The sequence below is a fragment of the Stenotrophomonas sp. 22DLJC03 genome (genome assembly GCF_056861405.1).
In genome coordinates this window covers 61981-76712 of sequence record NZ_JBSPUG010000002.1, presented here as the reverse complement: position 1 = coordinate 76712, position 14732 = coordinate 61981, and the positions used below count along the sequence as shown (strand labels likewise).

Here is a 14732-nt window from a genome sequence, read left to right as displayed (position 1 = left end):
GCACCCTTGCGCCGATGACCGCCCCCTCCGATTCCATCGCTCCCCCTTCCACGCCCACCTGGAAGCGGGTGGCCACCATCGTCATCCCGCTGCTGATCCTGGCACTGGCCCTGCATGGCCTGGCCGGTGAGTTCGACGAGCATGGCTACCGTGCCATCCGCCAGGCCTTCCGCCAGCTCAGCGGTACCCAGATCGCGCTTACCGTGGTACTCGGCCTGGCCAGCTATGCCTGCCTGATCGGCTTCGACGCCATCGGCCTGCGCCGCAGCGGCATCCGCGTGCATCCGGCGCGCATCGGCATCACGGCCTTCCTCGCGCACACCCTCGGCCAGACCGTGGGCTTTGCCGCACTGACCGGCGGCGCCGTGCGCCTGCGCGGCTACCGCAGCGCCGGCCTGGACCTGGCGCAGATCGGCCAGGTGGTGCTGATGAGTACGCTCGGTTTCGTGTTCGGTGCGTGGCTGTTGATCAGCGTGGCGTTGTGCATGGAGCCTGCAGCGGCGGCATTGGCGTTGCCGTTGAATCCAGACGCGGTGCGCGTGGTCGGCGTGGCCGCCCTGCTCGCATTTGTGGGCACCGTGTTGCTGGTCGGCCGCGAGGGACGGCAGTTCAGCGTGTTCGGCCATGCACTCTGGTTGCCCGACCGCCGCACCATGCTGGGTGTCACCGTACTCAGCGTCATCGAGCTGGTGCTGGCCAGTGCTGCGTTCTATGTGCTGCTGCCCGACTCCACGCCCACCGGCCTGCCCGGCTTCGTCGGCCTGTACCTGGTGGCGGTGCTGGCCGGCCTGGTCTCGACCGTGCCGGCGGGCCTGGGCGTGTTCGAGTGGAGCCTGCTGAAGCTGCTGCCACAGGTAGCCCCGGCAGCGGTGCTGGCCGCAGCGCTGATCTACCGCGTCACCTACTACGTGCTGCCACTACTGCTGGCCACCCTGCTTGCCCTCGCGCCCGCGCTGCGGCAACCGCTGCAGGCCAGTGCTGGGGCAACCCGTGCCGGCTGGAACGCGCTGCGCCCATGGCTGCCGCAGATCATCGCGCTGGCGGTGTTCAGCATCGGTGCCGCGCTGGTCATTGACGGCACGCTGCCAACACCACGTCGTCATCTGGTCGGCGCCTCGCTGCCGATCCTGGAAACCTCGCACCTGATCGGCAGTCTCAGCGGTGTCGCCCTGCTGCTGATCGGACAAGGCCTGGCCAGGCGCAGCCACGCCGCGTGGATGCTGGCGATGGCGGTGTGCGTGATCACCCCGTTGCCGTTGTGGCTGCGCGGTGGCCAGCTGCTGATCGCGGTTTCTGCGCTGCTGGTGGCGATGGCGCTGTGGGCCGCACGCCGCGAGTTCTACCGCCAGGGCGCACTGCTCGATGAAGCCTGGTCATGGCCATGGCTGCGCAACCTCGGCCTGGTGCTGGTGGCGGTCACCTGGCTGCTGTTCTTCACCTACAGCCACGTCGAGTACCAGAACGAGCTGTGGTGGCAGTTCGCAGTGTCGGGCAATGCACCGCGCGCACTGCGTGCGTTGCTGGTGGTCGCGATCGCGCTGGTGATGTTCGGCCTGGCGCGATTGCTGCACAGCACGCGCAGCCCACTGCAACCCGCCGACGAGGCTACGTTGCAGTCACTGGCACCCGTGCTGGCTGGCGCCACTGATACCCAGGCCTGTCTGGTCCTGACTGCCGACAAGGCGGTTCTGCGTGATGAGGCCAAGCAGGGCTTCGTGATGATGCAGCGCTATGGCGGTTCGCTGATCGCGATGGGCGATCCGGTCGGTCCGCCGGACGTGGCGCGCGCCTTGATCTGGCGCTTCCGCGAGGAAGCCGACCGGCTCGGGCTGCGGCCGGTGTTCTACCAGGTCGGTGAAACCTATTGGCAGACCTATCTCGACCTCGGCCTGGGACTGGTCAAGCTGGGCGAAGAAGCGATGGTGCCGCTGCATGATTTCGGGCTGGAGGGACGCGAGCGTGCCGACCTGCGCCAGGCCTGGAACCGCGGCAAGCGCAGCGGCCTGTCCTTCCGCGTGGCATCGGTGGAAGAGATCCCAAGCCTGCTGCCGCGCCTGCACGCGATCTCCAACGCATGGTTGGAAGACAAGGCCGGTGACGAGAAGGGCTTCTCGCTCGGTAGTTACGACCCGGATTACCTGGTCCGCTTCCCGGTGGCACTGGTCGAAGCCGAGGGCCAGATCGTGGCCTTCGCCAACCTGTGGCAGGCACCTGCCGGTGCCGAGCTGTCGGTGGACCTGATGCGCCACGTCAACGAAGCTCCGAAGGGCACGATGGACTTCCTCTTCATCGAGCTGTTCCTGTGGGGCCGCGCACAGGGTTATGCGCGTTTCTCGCTGGGCATGGCGCCGTTGTCCGGGCTGGCCCAGCATCGACTGGCCGGGCGCTGGAACCGGCTGGCCGGCCTGCTGGCGCGGCATGGCGAGCGCTTCTATGGGTTCAGTGGCCTGCGCCGCTTCAAGTCCAAGTTCGACCCGCAATGGCGGCCGCGTTATCTGGCCGCACCCGGTGGCATGCACCTGCCGGCCGCGCTGCTCGATGCCACGCGGCTGATCTCGCTGGATCCGCGGCGGAATTGAGGCCGCGATCCGCCGGGCATGGCCCGGCGCTACTTGCCACCCGGTAGGTGTCGACCTTGGTCGACATGCTCGACGCTACATGCGCCCGGTAGGTGTCGACCTTGGTCGACACGCTCATCCCCAAGGCGCCCTCAGCCCCAGCGCCGACCAAGGTCAGCATCTACCAAGCGCTACATACCGCCCTTCAGGATCACTTCGGCGAGGCGGTCATAATCGCCACCGAAATGGTGATCGCCGGGCAGCTTTACCTTCTTCACACCATCATTGGCCGGCAGATCCGGGCACAGTGCGTCTTCGTCCTTGTCGCCATACACGCACACGGTCTTGGCTGCCGGCAACCTGGCCACTTCCGGTGCGATCGGCAGGCCGTCGCCACCACCGCCCAGCCAGTTGCTGACGTGGAACTCGAAGTCGGCCTTCTTCCCGACCGACAGCAGCACGATACGATCCAGCGAGTCGCGCGTACTGGCATCGAGCTGGTTGATGGTGGCCGGGAGTACGTCGGCGCCCTGCGAGAAGCCGATCAGCATCACCTTGTCGCGATGCCACTGGGTGCGGTAGTGGTCGATGATCTTCTGCAGGTCACCGGCAAAGCCCTTCGGCGTGCGCTCGCTCCAGAAGTAGCGCAGCGAATCGATGCCGACTACTGCCACGCCCTGCTCGTTGAGCGCAGACGCAACGTCCTTGTCCAGGCCGGCCCAGCCGCCGTCACCGGAGACGAACACCGCCAGCGTGTCACCGTTGCCGGAGGCCGGCACTTCCACTACTGGCAACCCCTTCAGCACAGCTGGTGGCGGGGCCAGGCTGATGCCCGCCTGTGCGCCAATCACCCGCGCCGCAGCCACCAGGCCCGGTGATGCATCACCACGCGTGGTGCGCTTGAACTCGCGCGCCATCGCGACCTGCTGCACGAACGCGCTGGCCTGGCCGACCTTGCAGCCGCGGTCGCCAGCCGCGCTCAACCACGGGAAATTCAGTTCGGCCGGTTGCAGCGCGTTGTGCTTGACCCCATCGCCGCAGACCATGCGCTGATGGTTGTGGTCCGGGCAGAAGCCAGTGGTCAGCAGGCCGGCGAACACCTGGGTGTCGGCCTGCGCCGCCAGCGTGTAGGCCATCTCGGCACCTTCGCCATCGCCGCCGACCAGCGGCAGGTGGTAGCCGGGCAGATGCAGGGAGGCCTGCAGCCAGCGCGAGAAATTCTCCACATCGCCGGAGCCGAACGAACAGGTCGGATCACCTTCGCGCTTGAGCACCCCGCGCAGGTGCGCGATGTCCACCGCCGCAACCAGCGCGCCGTCTGCACGCAGGGCCTCGATCGGCAGGCGGCTGGTGTCGCCACCGGCGGCGGGCTCATGGAACCAGATCACCACACGCTGCGGCGTGCCGGCCGGCATGTGCACCGGGATCTGCTCGAAGCGCCCATGACTGAACTGCTGTGCGGTGACCGCCGCTGTCGCCGGCAGTGCAGCCAGCGCCAGTACCACTCCCATTGCCCTGCCCAGCCCTGCATGCTTCATGTCGCAACCCCGGTGGAATGCGCACACGATACGCCGCTGCCGCGTGCACGGCATGTACCGGCGCAGTCCGTTGGGGATTCAGTCGGCTGCGGCCTGACGGCCGCGGCGGTACAGCGCCAGGGCCAAGTACAACAGCCAGCCCACGATCACCGCGATCACCACCTTCTGCCCCAGCCCGCGCGGCGGCCCGGCGCGCCACAACACATGCAGCCACAGCAGCACGAAGGCCAGCCAGGCCCAGCCCCAGAGCAGGCCGGCGGCGGTCTTCCAGCCCGGTTCGCGGCGCATGTACCAGGCCTGCAGCAGCATGCCGACGCTGGCGCACAGGAACGCGGTATTGGCCGCCAGCCCATGGATGAAAGGGGCCAGCAGCGGTGTTGCCTCGGGCAACCAGCTGTCACCGATGGCGACCGTGGCCAGGCCCAGCGCGGACACCGTGAACAACAACGGCGCCGCCGAACTGCGCCGTGGGCCGATGCTGCCGCGATACAACGCGATGCCCAGCACGGCGATCGCCAGCGCGAGCAGGCAGTACGCACTTCGCAGCAGCAGCCCCCACGGTCCGTGCAGGTAGAGGCTGAGCGTTGCCCGCACCCAGTCCAGGTCGGTGCGTGCGAACTGGGTCCACACCGCTGTGGCCACGAACAGCAGCAATGCCGCCATCGCCAGCAGCGCCGCAGGCCGCATGCGGCTCATGGCGTCGCCTCCGGATGCCGCGCCTTCCACTCGGCCAGCGCCTTGCGATAGCGCTGCAGCTCGTCGGCATACAGGTCGAGTACGCACAGCGGGCAGCCACTGCCACAGCATTCGTTGGGACCGGGTTCTTCCGGCGGCACGGGGCGGGGATCGGGATCAGTGACGGACACGGTGGCAAACGGCAATCGGTGGAAACAGGCCCCAGTGTAACGGGCGGGCTCAGGCGCCCAACTGGCGGCGCAGGTTTTCACGGGCCGCTGCGTCCAGGCGCTGGTGGAAGAATTCGCTTAGGAAGATGCGCGGCGCGCGCAGCAGGCCCTGCAGGAATCGACGCCGGCCGGCACGGTACAGGAAGCCTGGCACCACGCCCTTGTACTCCTCGGCCACACCGCGGTCGTAGGCCGTGAACACCGGTTCCGGCGCGGCCAGGATCGCCATGTCGCAGTCCAGGAACAAGGCCGCTTCGGCGTCGACATCGTCCAGCCCCAGCGCGCCATGGCGTGCGGTCAGCAGGATCAGCTGCTCCACCCGGGCCGCATCGACGCCGGCCAGTTCTGGCGCCTGCGCGATGGCCTGCACCGCCAGCTGCGCCGAACGCGCCTCGTTGTCCTTGCGCCCGGCCTGGTAGACCGCATCGTGGTAGAGCACGGCCAGATAGACCTCGGCCGGTTGCTGCCAGCCCGGGCCCTCGGCCACCTCCTGGCAGTGCTGCAGCACCGCGCGCACATGGCCGAAGTGGTGGTAGGCCCGTGGCGGCGTTGCATAGCTGTCCTGCAGCGCCTGCCACTGCGCCGGTGCAAGCGTCAGCGGAGAGAAGTCCATACCCGGATCATCACGCCTGTGCTGGCACCGGGCAAGCTGGCGGTTTTTTCACCACACCCTCACGACGCTTGCCAGGCGCGGCCTGGACGCGGTTGTCCACAGCTTTGTCGAGCGCTGGTCCACACCGGTTGTGGATGGATGGCGCTGCCGACCAACGGTGACGACGGCGGCCTCCTCGCGGGTCTACACTCGCCGCAGGCGGGAGCGCCCGCCGCTGTCGGGAGCCGTCATGTACCATCCTGCCGCTCGCTTCCTGTTCCTCGCACTGACCACGCTGGCAGCGCCGCCCGCGCTTGCACTGGGCCCCGCCGGGGCCGATGCCACCGCGATCGCCGCCTCCCCCACCATTCCGTCGCCGCAGCAGGTATCGGCGATCCCCGCTGAGATGCGCGAGATGCTGCGCACGCAGGTGATCAATCGCGGCTACTCGCGTGAGCAACGCCTGCAGGGACTGGTGGAGATGATCTTCGACCGCCACGGCATGGACCTGCAGTACGACGCCGACGCGACCCTCACCGTCAGCGAGATCTGGCAGCAGCGTCGTGCCAACTGCCTGGCCTTCACCCTGATGTTCGTTGCGCTGGCACGCGAGGCCGGCATCCAGGCGCGCGTGCAGGAAGTGGGCCAGGTGGTGTCCTGGTACCAGGACCAGGCGCAGGGACTGGTTTACAGCGTGGGCCACGTCAATGCCGGGGTTGGATTCGGCGGGCGCTTCGCCACCGTCGACCTGGACCGCAACGTGCTGTACGACCGCCACGGCCCGCAACCGATCAGCCAGGCGCGTGCGCTGGCGCATTTCTACAACAACCGCGGCGCCGAACGCATGGCCGCTGGCGACATTCCCGGCGCGCGTGCGTTCTACGCGGCCGCGCTGGGCCAGGACAGTAGTTTTGCCGCCACCTGGAACAATCTGGGCGTGCTGGAAAACCGCAGCGGCGATGTCGCTGCGGCGCGCCGTTCACTGGAAATGGCCCTACGCCTGGATGGCCGCCATGACGCCGCGTTGAACAACGCCAGTGCGCTGTACCGCAAGATGGGGCTGGTGGCCCAGGCGCAGGTGCTGGAACGGCGCCTGCAGTGGGTCCAGCGCGAAGATCCGTTCGCCCAGTACATGCTCGGCGCCAAGGCCGAACGCGCGGGCCAGCTGGATGCGGCGATCCGTTATTACCGTCAGGCAGTACGCCTGTACGACACCGCGCACCAGTTCCACTTCGGGTTGGCGCGGGTGTATTTCCTGGCCGGCCAGCTCAGGCGCGCCGACCGTGAACTGCTGCGTGCGCAGGAACTTGGCGGAGCCCCCGAGCAGGCGCGCTACCAGGCCAAGCTGGACAGCCTGGCCCGCTGGCGCGCGCAGCAGCAGGCCCGGCGCTGAACGGCGGTCAGGCCTTCTTGAGGAAGCAGGTCTTCAGGACCAGTCCCTTGATCTTGTCCGAGTTGCCTTCGATGTGCTCGGCATCATCCTCGACCAGGCGGATGTTGCGGATCACGGTGCCCTGCTTCAGCGGAATCGAGGAGCCCTTGACCTTCAGGTCCTTGATCACCGTAACGGTATCGCCGGCCTGCAGGGTGTTGCCGTTGCTGTCACGCACGACCAGGGTCGAACCGGAACCTTCTTCGGCGGTCCACTCGAAGCCACAGTCGGCGCAGATCCACAGCGCGCCATCGGCATAGGTGTTTTCCAGGGTGCACTGCGGGCAGGCGGGAACAGAAGACATCGGCAAGTACCTCGAAATGAATCAACAGCCTGCATTGTAACCGCCCGGCCTTTTTCCCATTTCCACGGGTGGTGCCTGAGGGTGCCCCGTTCCAGCCCGGCCCGCGAGGACGCAGGAACTTGCAGTCGGCCGCGAACTGCAGCAGAGTGCGCGGCCCCTGATCGTCCCCGGAACCCCCCATGCGCCTCGGCATCGACTTCGGTACCAGCAACTCCGCCGCCGCCATCGTGCGTGACGGTGAACTGCTGCCGATCCGCTTCGGTGACGCCGAGCAGTTCCGCACCAGCGTGTACTTCCCCGGCGTGGTCCCCGACCCGGACGACTTCCAGCTCGATGACGGCCAGGAACACCAGCTGCAGCAGATGATCGACAGCGCCGCGCGCGCGGCCCGCGCCGCCGGCCAGGAACGCACGCCGCAGGCGCTGCGTCGCGAAGCCCTGCGCGCCCTGCGTCGCGAATGGATGGAAGCGCGCGCCGGCAAGGAACGCAGTGCCAATGACCTGCTGCAGAACGCGATCTACGGCGATGAAGCGCTGGAAGCCTATTTCGAGGAACACGAGGGCAACCTGGTGCAGAGCCCGAAGTCGATGCTGGGCTACAACCTGCACCCGCGCGCGAAGCAGACCATCACCGGTATCGCCGCGCACATCCTCGAACACATCCGGCTGACCGCCAGCGCCCAGCTCGGCCAGCCGCTGCGCGCCGCCCTGCTTGGCCGCCCGGTGCAGTTCCGCAGCTCGATCGGCGCTGCAGGCAACGACCAGGCGTTGGACATCCTGCGCGAGGCGGCCACCCAGGCCGGCTTCGACCAGATCGATTTCCTCGAAGAACCTGCGGCGGCGGCCATGCACTACCACGCCGAAAGCCGTGAGCGGCACCAGGCGGTGATCGTCGACATCGGCGGTGGTACCACCGACATCGCCCACGCCGAAGTTGGTGGTGAAACCGCTCCGCGCATCCACCGCGCCTGGGGCATCGCACGTGGCGGTACCGACATCGACCTGGCGCTGAGCCTGTCCGGCTACATGCCGCTGTTCGGCCGCGGCATCACCCGTGTGCCCGCCCACCATTACGTGGAAGCGGCCACTGTGCAGGACATGACCCGCCAGCGCGACTTCCGCCAGCACAACTACGACCACGTCGACGCGCCGTGGGGCGCGCGCCTGCAGGCACTGCAGGACACCGGCAACACGGCCCGCCTGTACCGCGATGTCGAGCGCGCCAAGATCGCGCTCAGTACCAGCAGCGAGCACCGCAGCACGCTTGACTACATTGCCCGCGACTTGCACGCCGACAGCAGCGCCGATGGCCTGGCCGCCGCCGCGCATGGCTACCTGGAGCAGATCCGGGAACTGCTGGCCCAGGTCCGCAATGACATTGGCGGCGACCCGGATGCGGTGTTCCTGACCGGCGGCCTGTCCCGCGCAGGCTACCTCCGCAAGGCGGTGGCCGAGGCCTTCCCGGGTGCCCGCATGGTCCATGGCGAACCCTCGCTGGGCGTGGTCCAGGGCCTGGCGCTGGCGGCAGCCAGCCAGGATTAACAAAACGTTACGCGGTCTGCGCTACCCTTGGCCGGCTAGAAAACCGCTGCACCGTCCACTGGCCTCGCCGGTGTGTGTACCCATGGTGCAGCCTGGCCCGCCCAGCGGGCCTGGCGACCATGCCCTCTGGCTCGATCATGGTCCGCGTACTACCCGAGCCGCCATCGAGACCCGCTTTGGGCACCCGCCAGGCCCCTGTGGCCGTACAACCTGACGCTGAACCAGCACCCATCGACTGCCGCCGTTGTGACGCGGTCTGTTGCCGGTTGCCGGTCCTGCTGCAGCCCGGCGACCACGTGCCCGGCCAGTTCCTGTCGCGCGACACCCACGGCCGTGCCGTGATGGCGCGCAACGAGGAAGGCTGGTGCGCGGCGATCGATCCGTATCACCTGCGCTGCACGATCTATTCGCAGCGCCCGGCGATCTGCCGCCAGTTCTCGATGGGCGGCGACGACTGCCGCCGCGAGCGGCAGGACTACCTGCGCCAGGCTGAGTCCTGCGCGCTTTCCTCCCCTTCCACCTGACAGGAGCCACCATGCCCCGCAAGGCAAAGACCCCCGCGAAGGCCAGCAACAGCATCCGCAGTGAACGCAAGGGCGCATCCGCCAGCACCGTGGTCAGCAGCGACTCGATCGCTTCGGACCTGGCCGCGTTCCGCAAGAGCGGTGGCAAGATCGAAGTTCTCGGTACCACCTGGGCGCTGAAGAAAGCCAGCTGACCCTCCCCCGACCGCGGCGGCGCTGCCGCCGCGGCCTGCCGGACCGCGCTCAGCGATCCAGGCGTACCTGCACACTGCCCGAGTGCGACTGGATGCGGATGTCACCATCACCGCCGCCCAGCCGGGTGTCCAGGCGGCTGCCCGGCCCATAACGTGGCCGCTCGACGTCACCGGCGTCACTGTTGATCGAACCACTGAAGCTGTTCACCGACAGCTGTGCCGACACCGTGCGCGGCAGGCGCAGGTTGACCGATGCACTCACCGACTCGACATTGATGCGGCCACCCGGCGCCAGTCCGGCCGCGGCCAGGTCGATGCTGCCCGACACGGTTTCCACTGCCAGGCGCTGCACCCTACCCGCATCGACATCGACCCGGCCCGATACGGTCTGCGCACCGATATCACCGGACACGCCGCCGCCCGCTTCGATGCGACCACTGACCGTGTTCACGTCCAGTCTCGGCGTCTGCAGCCGTGCATTGACGCTACCACTGACCGTATTGAGCTTGCTGTCGCCACTGCGCCCTGACGCGCTCAGGCTGCCGCTGACCGTGTCGGCCTGCAGCCGGCGAACATCGATGCCACTGATGTCCTGACTGGCGCTGACCGTGCTCAACAGCAGCTCCACCGAACGCGGCACGTTCAGCACCAGCGTGGCGCCACCGTTGTTGTTGCGGCGCGGGTATTCGATCTCCCAGCGCACGCGGTTGGCACTCTTTTCCTGGCGCAGCTGCAGGCCATCGCTGAGCGTGCCGGTGAGCTGCACGTCGTTGCGGTCCCAGCCGCGCACGGTCACCTTGCCGGCTACGTTGCTCAGCTCGATGCGGCCGCCCGGGGCCAGGTTGTGCCGCTCGTCGATCCGCGTATCGGCCAGCGCCACGGCAGGCACCAGCAACAGGGCGGCGCAGCAGGTCATCAGGATTCGGGTCATGGGGGTCTCCTCAGGTCGTCAAGCCGGACTCGGCGGCATAGGCCGCCTGCCGGGTCAGTTCCAGCCGCAGCGCGTAGGTGCGCTTGAGCTGGCCAAGCAGGTGCGGGGCGCGCGGATCCTGCGCCAGTGCGGCACGGATCTGTGCCGCGCTTTCATCCAGTTCGTGCAGGGCTGGCTGCCATTCCGGCGCCCGTCCATCGGGCAGCGAAGCGACGGCCTGCTGGTACTGCTCGGTCATTGCCGCCGCCTGCAGCTGCAGCGCTGACTGTGCCGGCATCGGCGCATCCAACTGCGCATGGCGCCAAGGAGCCACCGCGTACAGCGCCAGACTGGCAGCCAGCGCCGCGCCCACCGGCAGCCACCAGCGGCGACGCGGGCGCAGCGGCAGGGCCACCACGTTGTCGGCCGGCGTGGGGTCCGCGGGCGCTTCGCGCGGCGGCAACTGCGCCGACAGGCGCGCCCAGCCATCGGTGGGTACGCTGCGTTCGGCTGGCAGCGCGCGCAGGCGTGCCAGCAGGTCGTGGTCGGAATCGTGGTCGTGTGTACTCATGTCATGTCTCCCAGCCGTGCGCGCAACAGGCCGCGCGCACGATGCAACTGTGCCTTGGAACTGCCGACGGCCATCTGCAGCTGTTCGGCGATTTCCTGGTGTTTCCAGCCTTCGATGTCGTGCAGCACCAGTACCGCACGTGCCCGTGGTGGCAGTGTCGACAGCGCCCGTTCGAGGTCGCGTTCGGTGCCGGCGCAGCGGTCGTGTACCGCCAGTTCCTGCAAGCCTCCGTCCACTTCGTCGAGACTGTCGTGATCCTGCCCGGCAGCACGCCCACGCAGTTCCATCAGCGCGGCGTTGACACCCAGGCGATGCAACCAGGTCGACAGGCTGCTCTCGAAACGGAACCCCGGCAGCGCCTTCCACGCCTGCAGGAACGCTTCCTGCAATGCGTCTTCGGCACGCGCCTGCTGGCCGCCGCACAGCCGCCACAGCACAGCGAATACACGGGGCGCATGGCGCCGGTACAGCAGTTCGTAGGCAGCGGTATCGCCGGCAGCCGCCGCCCGCACCAGGGCGGGTTCGTCGACGGCGTCGTTGGCGGCAGGCGGCGCGGGCATGGTGGTGTCGAGCATATCGCTTGGATGCACCGACCCGGAAAAAGGTTTAGAGGCAATCGACCGCCAACGCGATGCAACCTTTTCGGCGGCTGCTGCATCCATGGTAGGTCTTTCATGAAAATGACGTCCGGGAGCCCTGCCATGTCCAGCCCATCCTGCGCCGCCCTGCTGGTGATCGCCGCCTGCGTCGTGCTGCAAGCACTGGGCCTGTCGCTGCAGCTGCGCCCCGACAACGGCCGCGCCTGCCTGCAGCAGCATCGCCAGGAACTGGTCTGCCTGGCCTGGACACCCACGGTCGAATCGCCGGCACGCGCCGGGTAACATCAGAGGTTGTTACCGCCACCTGTTGTCGTCCCATGATGTTGTCGCTGAAGGATCACCTGCCCCCCTGGACCTACCCCTGGCTGCATGACGTGGGTATCGCCGTGAAGATCCTGCTGACCCTGCTTGCCGCCTGGCTGGTGAGGGTGCTGGCACGGCGCCTGATCCGCCGCTTTGCCGAGCACTACACACTGCCGCCGGAGATGGCGATGGGCGCGCGCCGGATCAGCAGTTTCGTGGTCTATTTCAGCGCGCTGCTGTACATCCTCAGCCTGCTGGGCGCGTCACCTTCGGTGCTGTGGACTGCGTTCACCGGTTTCGCTGCCGTGGGCGCGGTGGCCTTCTTCGCGGCCTGGAGCGTGCTGTCCAACATTTTCTGCACGCTGCTGATCTTCACCACCCGCCCGTTCCGCCTGCACGATTACATCGAAGTGCTGGAGAACGGCGAGAAGCCGGGCCTGAAGGGCCGGGTGATCGACGTGAACCTGATCTACACCACGCTGCAGGAAACCGGCGACGGCCACGAGGGCACGGTGCTGCAGCTGCCGAACAACCTGTTCTTCCAGCGCACGGTGCGCCGCTGGCGTGACCCGGCGCAGGCCCCCGGTGGCATCCAGGGCGACGGCTGAGGGGATTGTTCGGCAGGGCTGCGCCCTGCACCCGCAGAGGCCTTCAAACCAAGGCAACGTCAACGTCAACGTCAAAAGCCGGCATTCCGTGGGATGGCAGGGCACAGTGGGTGTGCGGGGACGCCGTGAATCCATCCCTGGAGGCTTGGTCGCGGCATCCATGCCGCTCACACCCCGCAAACCCACAGCGCCCCGCCTTCGACAATTCCCGGCTGCTGTTGGTAGGTGTCGACCTTGGTCGACACGTAGATCCACGCCACGCGTGGATGCTCTTCGATCCAATATCGAAATATTGATTTCCATCGAAATTCATCCACGCGCAACGTGGATCCAACAGACATCAGGAAACTGCCAGAGGTGGGGCGGTGTCGGATTGCGGGGTGTCCGCGGCATGGATGCCGCGGCCAAGCCTCCAGGGATGGATTCACGGCGTCCCCGCAATCCGACACCGCCCCGCCATCCCACGGAATGCCGCTCTTGCTGTTGCTGTTGCTATTGCTCTCAAGGTTGCCGGCCAGCGGCCGGCACTACCGCGGGTGCAGGGCGCCGCCCTGCCGACCACCCTTACCGCAGTTGGCTGTCCTTGCTGCCCCGGCGGTTGTAGCCACTCTGCGCCTGTTCCTCTTCGTCGTGCGCCTGCTGACAGTTCACGCACAGCCGTACGCCAGGCACTGCCTGACGCCGCGCCAAGGGAATCGGCGCGTCGCATTCCTCACAGTGTTCCAGACCCGGGCCTTGGCGCAGCTGGCGCCGCGCGCGGGCAATCGCATCGTCGACGGTGGCGTCGATCTGGTCCTGGACCGCGCCATCTCCGGCCCAACCGGTAGCCATGGCCATCCTCCGCAGGTGTGTCGCCTGATATGGGGACAATACACCCACGGAAAAGGCATCTGCGTCCGCAGCGCTTCAGCAACCTGAGCAGAAAAGGGGACGGAGGGGATTACGTCGTTTGTGGCAGAAACGACGCAATCCCCTCCGTCCCCATTTTCTTACCAGACCAGGTCGTCGGGGACCTGGAACTGTGCGTAGTAGGCGTCGTCCTCGGCGTTGCCGGTGGAGATCTCGGCGCTGGAGCCGGGCGTGCCATGGTCGACGATGATGGCTTCCGGGGCGCGTTCACGCACCTTCTCCGCTGCCGCGCGTGGCAGCACCGCGTAGCCATCGCCATGGGCCACAATGACCAGCACGCCCACCGACAGTGCCTTGCGCAGCTTGGTATCGATCAACAGGGTGCGGATCACCGCGCCATCGCTGAAGCGGTACTCGTCCTCGCCCTTGTGCGGCACGGCGTGGGCGCTGATGATCTGTTTGGCCTGGGCTTTCTGTTCAGCCTGCTTGGCCTGGGCATTGCGCTCGGCCGCCAGCGCGCGATCGCGCTCGATCTTCTCCGCGCGGGCACGTTCAGCCTCACGCTGGACCTCGGCCGAGGTCGATTCGGCCTTGCCTTGGCGGGCCTTGGCCTGCGCGCTCGCGGCGGCGCTGGCCTGCGACTTCTTGGCCAGGCCGGCCTTGAGCAATTGTTCCTGCAGCGCGTTGGGCTTTGCCATGGTCGATGCGTACCGCGTGTAATCTGGAGGCCCCATTCTACCGACGCCCCGCCGCCCCTGCATGGCAGTCCTGAAGTACCTCACCGGCTATCCCGAACCCCTGGTCGCCCAGGTCAGCGAACTACTGGCGCAGGGCAAGCTCGGCCCCTGGCTGCAGCAGCGCTATCCCGATCTGCATGAAGTGCGCAGCGACCGCCAGCTGTACGACTACACGCAGGACATGAAGGACCGCTACCTGCGCAAATCGGTGCCGCTCAACAAGGTCTGCTACGACAATACGCTGGAAGTCATCAAGCACGCACTGGGCACCCACACCGCCATTTCCCGCGTGCACGGTGGCCGCCTCAAGGCCAGCCGCGAGATCCGCATCGCCACCGTGTTCCGGCAGGCGCCTGCCGCATTCCTGCGCATGATCGTGGTGCACGAACTGGCCCATCTGAAGGAGGCCGACCACAACAAGGCCTTCTACCAGCTGTGCCAGCACATGGAGCCGGATTACCTGCAGCTGGAGTTCGATACCCGCCTGTACCTGACCGAGCTGGCCAACCGCGGCCAGCGCTGAACCGGCGTTGCGGCTACACTGCGCGCCCCCTGCCTGACCTTTCC

At 67.4% G+C, this 14732-nt stretch carries 18 protein-coding genes; 8 read left to right on the top strand and 10 right to left on the bottom strand.

Going from position 1 to position 14732, the window contains the following annotated elements; genetic code table 11:
* Positions 1 to 14 precede the first annotated feature (14 nt).
* Positions 15 to 2579 (top strand): bifunctional lysylphosphatidylglycerol flippase/synthetase MprF, encoded by a 2565-nt coding sequence (gene mprF, locus AC13GA_RS06230; protein WP_046985601.1) that lies wholly within the window; start codon positions 15 to 17, stop codon positions 2577 to 2579.
* A gap of 170 nt (positions 2580 to 2749) precedes the next feature.
* On the opposite strand, the gene AC13GA_RS06225 is transcribed toward mprF, so the two are convergent.
* The 4 genes from AC13GA_RS06225 to AC13GA_RS06210 all read right to left on the bottom strand — a co-directional run bounded on the left by AC13GA_RS06225 (position 2750) and on the right by AC13GA_RS06210 (position 5614).
* Positions 2750 to 4096, bottom strand: coding sequence for a virulence factor family protein (locus tag AC13GA_RS06225; RefSeq protein ID WP_046985600.1), 1347 nt, complete (start codon positions 4094 to 4096; stop codon positions 2750 to 2752).
* A gap of 78 nt (positions 4097 to 4174) precedes the next feature.
* Entirely contained in the window at positions 4175 to 4792 is a 618-nt protein-coding gene (locus AC13GA_RS06220; RefSeq protein WP_482997716.1) for a DUF998 domain-containing protein, read from the bottom strand.
* Complete coding sequence (locus AC13GA_RS06215; RefSeq protein WP_136639565.1) at positions 4789 to 4977, bottom strand: oxidoreductase-like domain-containing protein; 189 nt, start codon at positions 4975 to 4977, stop codon at positions 4789 to 4791. Before AC13GA_RS06215 ends, AC13GA_RS06220 begins: the two co-directional genes overlap by 4 nt.
* 34 nt (positions 4978 to 5011) lie before the next feature.
* Positions 5012 to 5614 carry an HD domain-containing protein gene (locus tag AC13GA_RS06210; RefSeq protein WP_046985598.1) on the bottom strand — a complete coding sequence of 201 codons (603 nt, stop codon included), beginning with the start codon at positions 5612 to 5614 and terminating at the stop codon, positions 5012 to 5014.
* Between the two features lie 229 nt (positions 5615 to 5843).
* On the opposite strand from AC13GA_RS06210, the gene AC13GA_RS06205 reads away from it, so the two are divergent.
* Complete coding sequence (locus tag AC13GA_RS06205) at positions 5844 to 6986, top strand: transglutaminase domain-containing protein (protein ID WP_482997715.1); 1143 nt, start codon at positions 5844 to 5846, stop codon at positions 6984 to 6986.
* A gap of 7 nt (positions 6987 to 6993) precedes the next feature.
* On the opposite strand, the gene AC13GA_RS06200 is transcribed toward AC13GA_RS06205, so the two are convergent.
* Complete coding sequence (locus AC13GA_RS06200) at positions 6994 to 7329, bottom strand: zinc ribbon domain-containing protein YjdM (RefSeq protein ID WP_046985596.1); 336 nt, start codon at positions 7327 to 7329, stop codon at positions 6994 to 6996.
* Between the two features lie 179 nt (positions 7330 to 7508).
* Here AC13GA_RS06200 and AC13GA_RS06195 point away from each other — a divergent pair, with 179 nt between their 5' ends.
* The 3 genes from AC13GA_RS06195 to AC13GA_RS06185 all read left to right on the top strand — a co-directional run bounded on the left by AC13GA_RS06195 (position 7509) and on the right by AC13GA_RS06185 (position 9588).
* Complete coding sequence (locus tag AC13GA_RS06195) at positions 7509 to 8870, top strand: Hsp70 family protein (protein WP_482997714.1); 1362 nt, start codon at positions 7509 to 7511, stop codon at positions 8868 to 8870.
* Between the two features lie 230 nt (positions 8871 to 9100).
* Complete coding sequence (locus tag AC13GA_RS06190; protein WP_050559906.1) at positions 9101 to 9394, top strand: YkgJ family cysteine cluster protein; 294 nt, start codon at positions 9101 to 9103, stop codon at positions 9392 to 9394.
* 11 nt (positions 9395 to 9405) lie between these two features.
* Positions 9406 to 9588: a hypothetical protein gene (locus AC13GA_RS06185; RefSeq protein WP_012511788.1), complete on the top strand. Its 183-nt coding sequence runs from the start codon at positions 9406 to 9408 to the stop codon at positions 9586 to 9588.
* A gap of 49 nt (positions 9589 to 9637) precedes the next feature.
* Here the strand turns inward: AC13GA_RS06185 and AC13GA_RS06180 are convergent, their stop codons facing one another.
* Genes AC13GA_RS06180 through AC13GA_RS06170 form a run of 3 tightly spaced genes read right to left on the bottom strand, consistent with a single transcriptional unit; the run spans position 9638 to position 11644 of the window.
* Positions 9638 to 10519 (bottom strand): DUF4097 family beta strand repeat-containing protein, encoded by an 882-nt coding sequence (locus AC13GA_RS06180; protein WP_447782217.1) that lies wholly within the window; start codon positions 10517 to 10519, stop codon positions 9638 to 9640.
* A gap of 10 nt (positions 10520 to 10529) precedes the next feature.
* Positions 10530 to 11069 carry a hypothetical protein gene (locus AC13GA_RS06175; protein WP_428710502.1) on the bottom strand — a complete coding sequence of 180 codons (540 nt, stop codon included), beginning with the start codon at positions 11067 to 11069 and terminating at the stop codon, positions 10530 to 10532.
* Positions 11066 to 11644 (bottom strand): RNA polymerase sigma factor, encoded by a 579-nt coding sequence (locus AC13GA_RS06170; RefSeq protein ID WP_012511790.1) that lies wholly within the window; start codon positions 11642 to 11644, stop codon positions 11066 to 11068. Before AC13GA_RS06170 ends, AC13GA_RS06175 begins: the two co-directional genes overlap by 4 nt.
* 126 nt (positions 11645 to 11770) lie before the next feature.
* Here AC13GA_RS06170 and AC13GA_RS06165 point away from each other — a divergent pair, with 126 nt between their 5' ends.
* Together AC13GA_RS06165 and AC13GA_RS06160 are read left to right on the top strand one after the other, a co-directional pair.
* A complete protein-coding gene (locus tag AC13GA_RS06165) occupies positions 11771 to 11950 on the top strand; it encodes a hypothetical protein (RefSeq protein ID WP_006382703.1) in 180 nt (59 codons plus the stop codon).
* 35 nt (positions 11951 to 11985) lie between these two features.
* The gene (locus AC13GA_RS06160) at positions 11986 to 12579 is read left to right on the top strand and encodes a mechanosensitive ion channel family protein (protein WP_136639571.1); all 594 of its coding nucleotides are present in this window, start codon (positions 11986 to 11988) and stop codon (positions 12577 to 12579) included.
* A 564-nt stretch (positions 12580 to 13143) separates the two neighbouring features.
* Here AC13GA_RS06160 and AC13GA_RS06155 read toward each other — a convergent pair.
* Both AC13GA_RS06155 and AC13GA_RS06150 read right to left on the bottom strand, forming a co-directional pair.
* The gene (locus AC13GA_RS06155) at positions 13144 to 13410 is read right to left on the bottom strand and encodes a DksA/TraR family C4-type zinc finger protein (RefSeq protein ID WP_025879161.1); all 267 of its coding nucleotides are present in this window, start codon (positions 13408 to 13410) and stop codon (positions 13144 to 13146) included.
* A gap of 158 nt (positions 13411 to 13568) precedes the next feature.
* On the bottom strand, positions 13569 to 14126 hold the full coding sequence (locus AC13GA_RS06150; RefSeq protein ID WP_482997713.1) for a DUF2058 domain-containing protein: 558 nt from the start codon (positions 14124 to 14126) through the stop codon (positions 13569 to 13571).
* A gap of 61 nt (positions 14127 to 14187) precedes the next feature.
* On the opposite strand from AC13GA_RS06150, the gene AC13GA_RS06145 reads away from it, so the two are divergent.
* Positions 14188 to 14688: a M48 family metallopeptidase gene (locus AC13GA_RS06145; protein ID WP_253079454.1), complete on the top strand. Its 501-nt coding sequence runs from the start codon at positions 14188 to 14190 to the stop codon at positions 14686 to 14688.
* The last annotated feature ends 44 nt before the right edge of the window (positions 14689 to 14732 follow it).

Coding starts and splice junctions, on each gene's coding strand:
- AC13GA_RS06145 (WP_253079454.1), top strand. CDS start 14,188: ATGGCAGTCCTGAAGTACCTCACCGGCTATCCCGAACCCCTGGTCGCC.
- AC13GA_RS06165 (WP_006382703.1), top strand. CDS start 11,771: ATGTCCAGCCCATCCTGCGCCGCCCTGCTGGTGATCGCCGCCTGCGTC.
- AC13GA_RS06225 (WP_046985600.1), bottom strand. CDS start 4,096: ATGAAGCATGCAGGGCTGGGCAGGGCAATGGGAGTGGTACTGGCGCTG.
- AC13GA_RS06205 (WP_482997715.1), top strand. CDS start 5,844: ATGTACCATCCTGCCGCTCGCTTCCTGTTCCTCGCACTGACCACGCTG.
- AC13GA_RS06210 (WP_046985598.1), bottom strand. CDS start 5,614: ATGGACTTCTCTCCGCTGACGCTTGCACCGGCGCAGTGGCAGGCGCTG.
- AC13GA_RS06200 (WP_046985596.1), bottom strand. CDS start 7,329: ATGTCTTCTGTTCCCGCCTGCCCGCAGTGCACCCTGGAAAACACCTAT.
- AC13GA_RS06220 (WP_482997716.1), bottom strand. CDS start 4,792: ATGAGCCGCATGCGGCCTGCGGCGCTGCTGGCGATGGCGGCATTGCTG.
- AC13GA_RS06195 (WP_482997714.1), top strand. CDS start 7,509: ATGCGCCTCGGCATCGACTTCGGTACCAGCAACTCCGCCGCCGCCATC.
- mprF (WP_046985601.1), top strand. CDS start 15: ATGACCGCCCCCTCCGATTCCATCGCTCCCCCTTCCACGCCCACCTGG.
- AC13GA_RS06155 (WP_025879161.1), bottom strand. CDS start 13,410: ATGGCTACCGGTTGGGCCGGAGATGGCGCGGTCCAGGACCAGATCGAC.
- AC13GA_RS06185 (WP_012511788.1), top strand. CDS start 9,406: ATGCCCCGCAAGGCAAAGACCCCCGCGAAGGCCAGCAACAGCATCCGC.
- AC13GA_RS06180 (WP_447782217.1), bottom strand. CDS start 10,519: ATGACCCGAATCCTGATGACCTGCTGCGCCGCCCTGTTGCTGGTGCCT.
- AC13GA_RS06160 (WP_136639571.1), top strand. CDS start 11,986: ATGATGTTGTCGCTGAAGGATCACCTGCCCCCCTGGACCTACCCCTGG.
- AC13GA_RS06150 (WP_482997713.1), bottom strand. CDS start 14,126: ATGGCAAAGCCCAACGCGCTGCAGGAACAATTGCTCAAGGCCGGCCTG.
- AC13GA_RS06170 (WP_012511790.1), bottom strand. CDS start 11,644: ATGCTCGACACCACCATGCCCGCGCCGCCTGCCGCCAACGACGCCGTC.
- AC13GA_RS06175 (WP_428710502.1), bottom strand. CDS start 11,069: ATGAGTACACACGACCACGATTCCGACCACGACCTGCTGGCACGCCTG.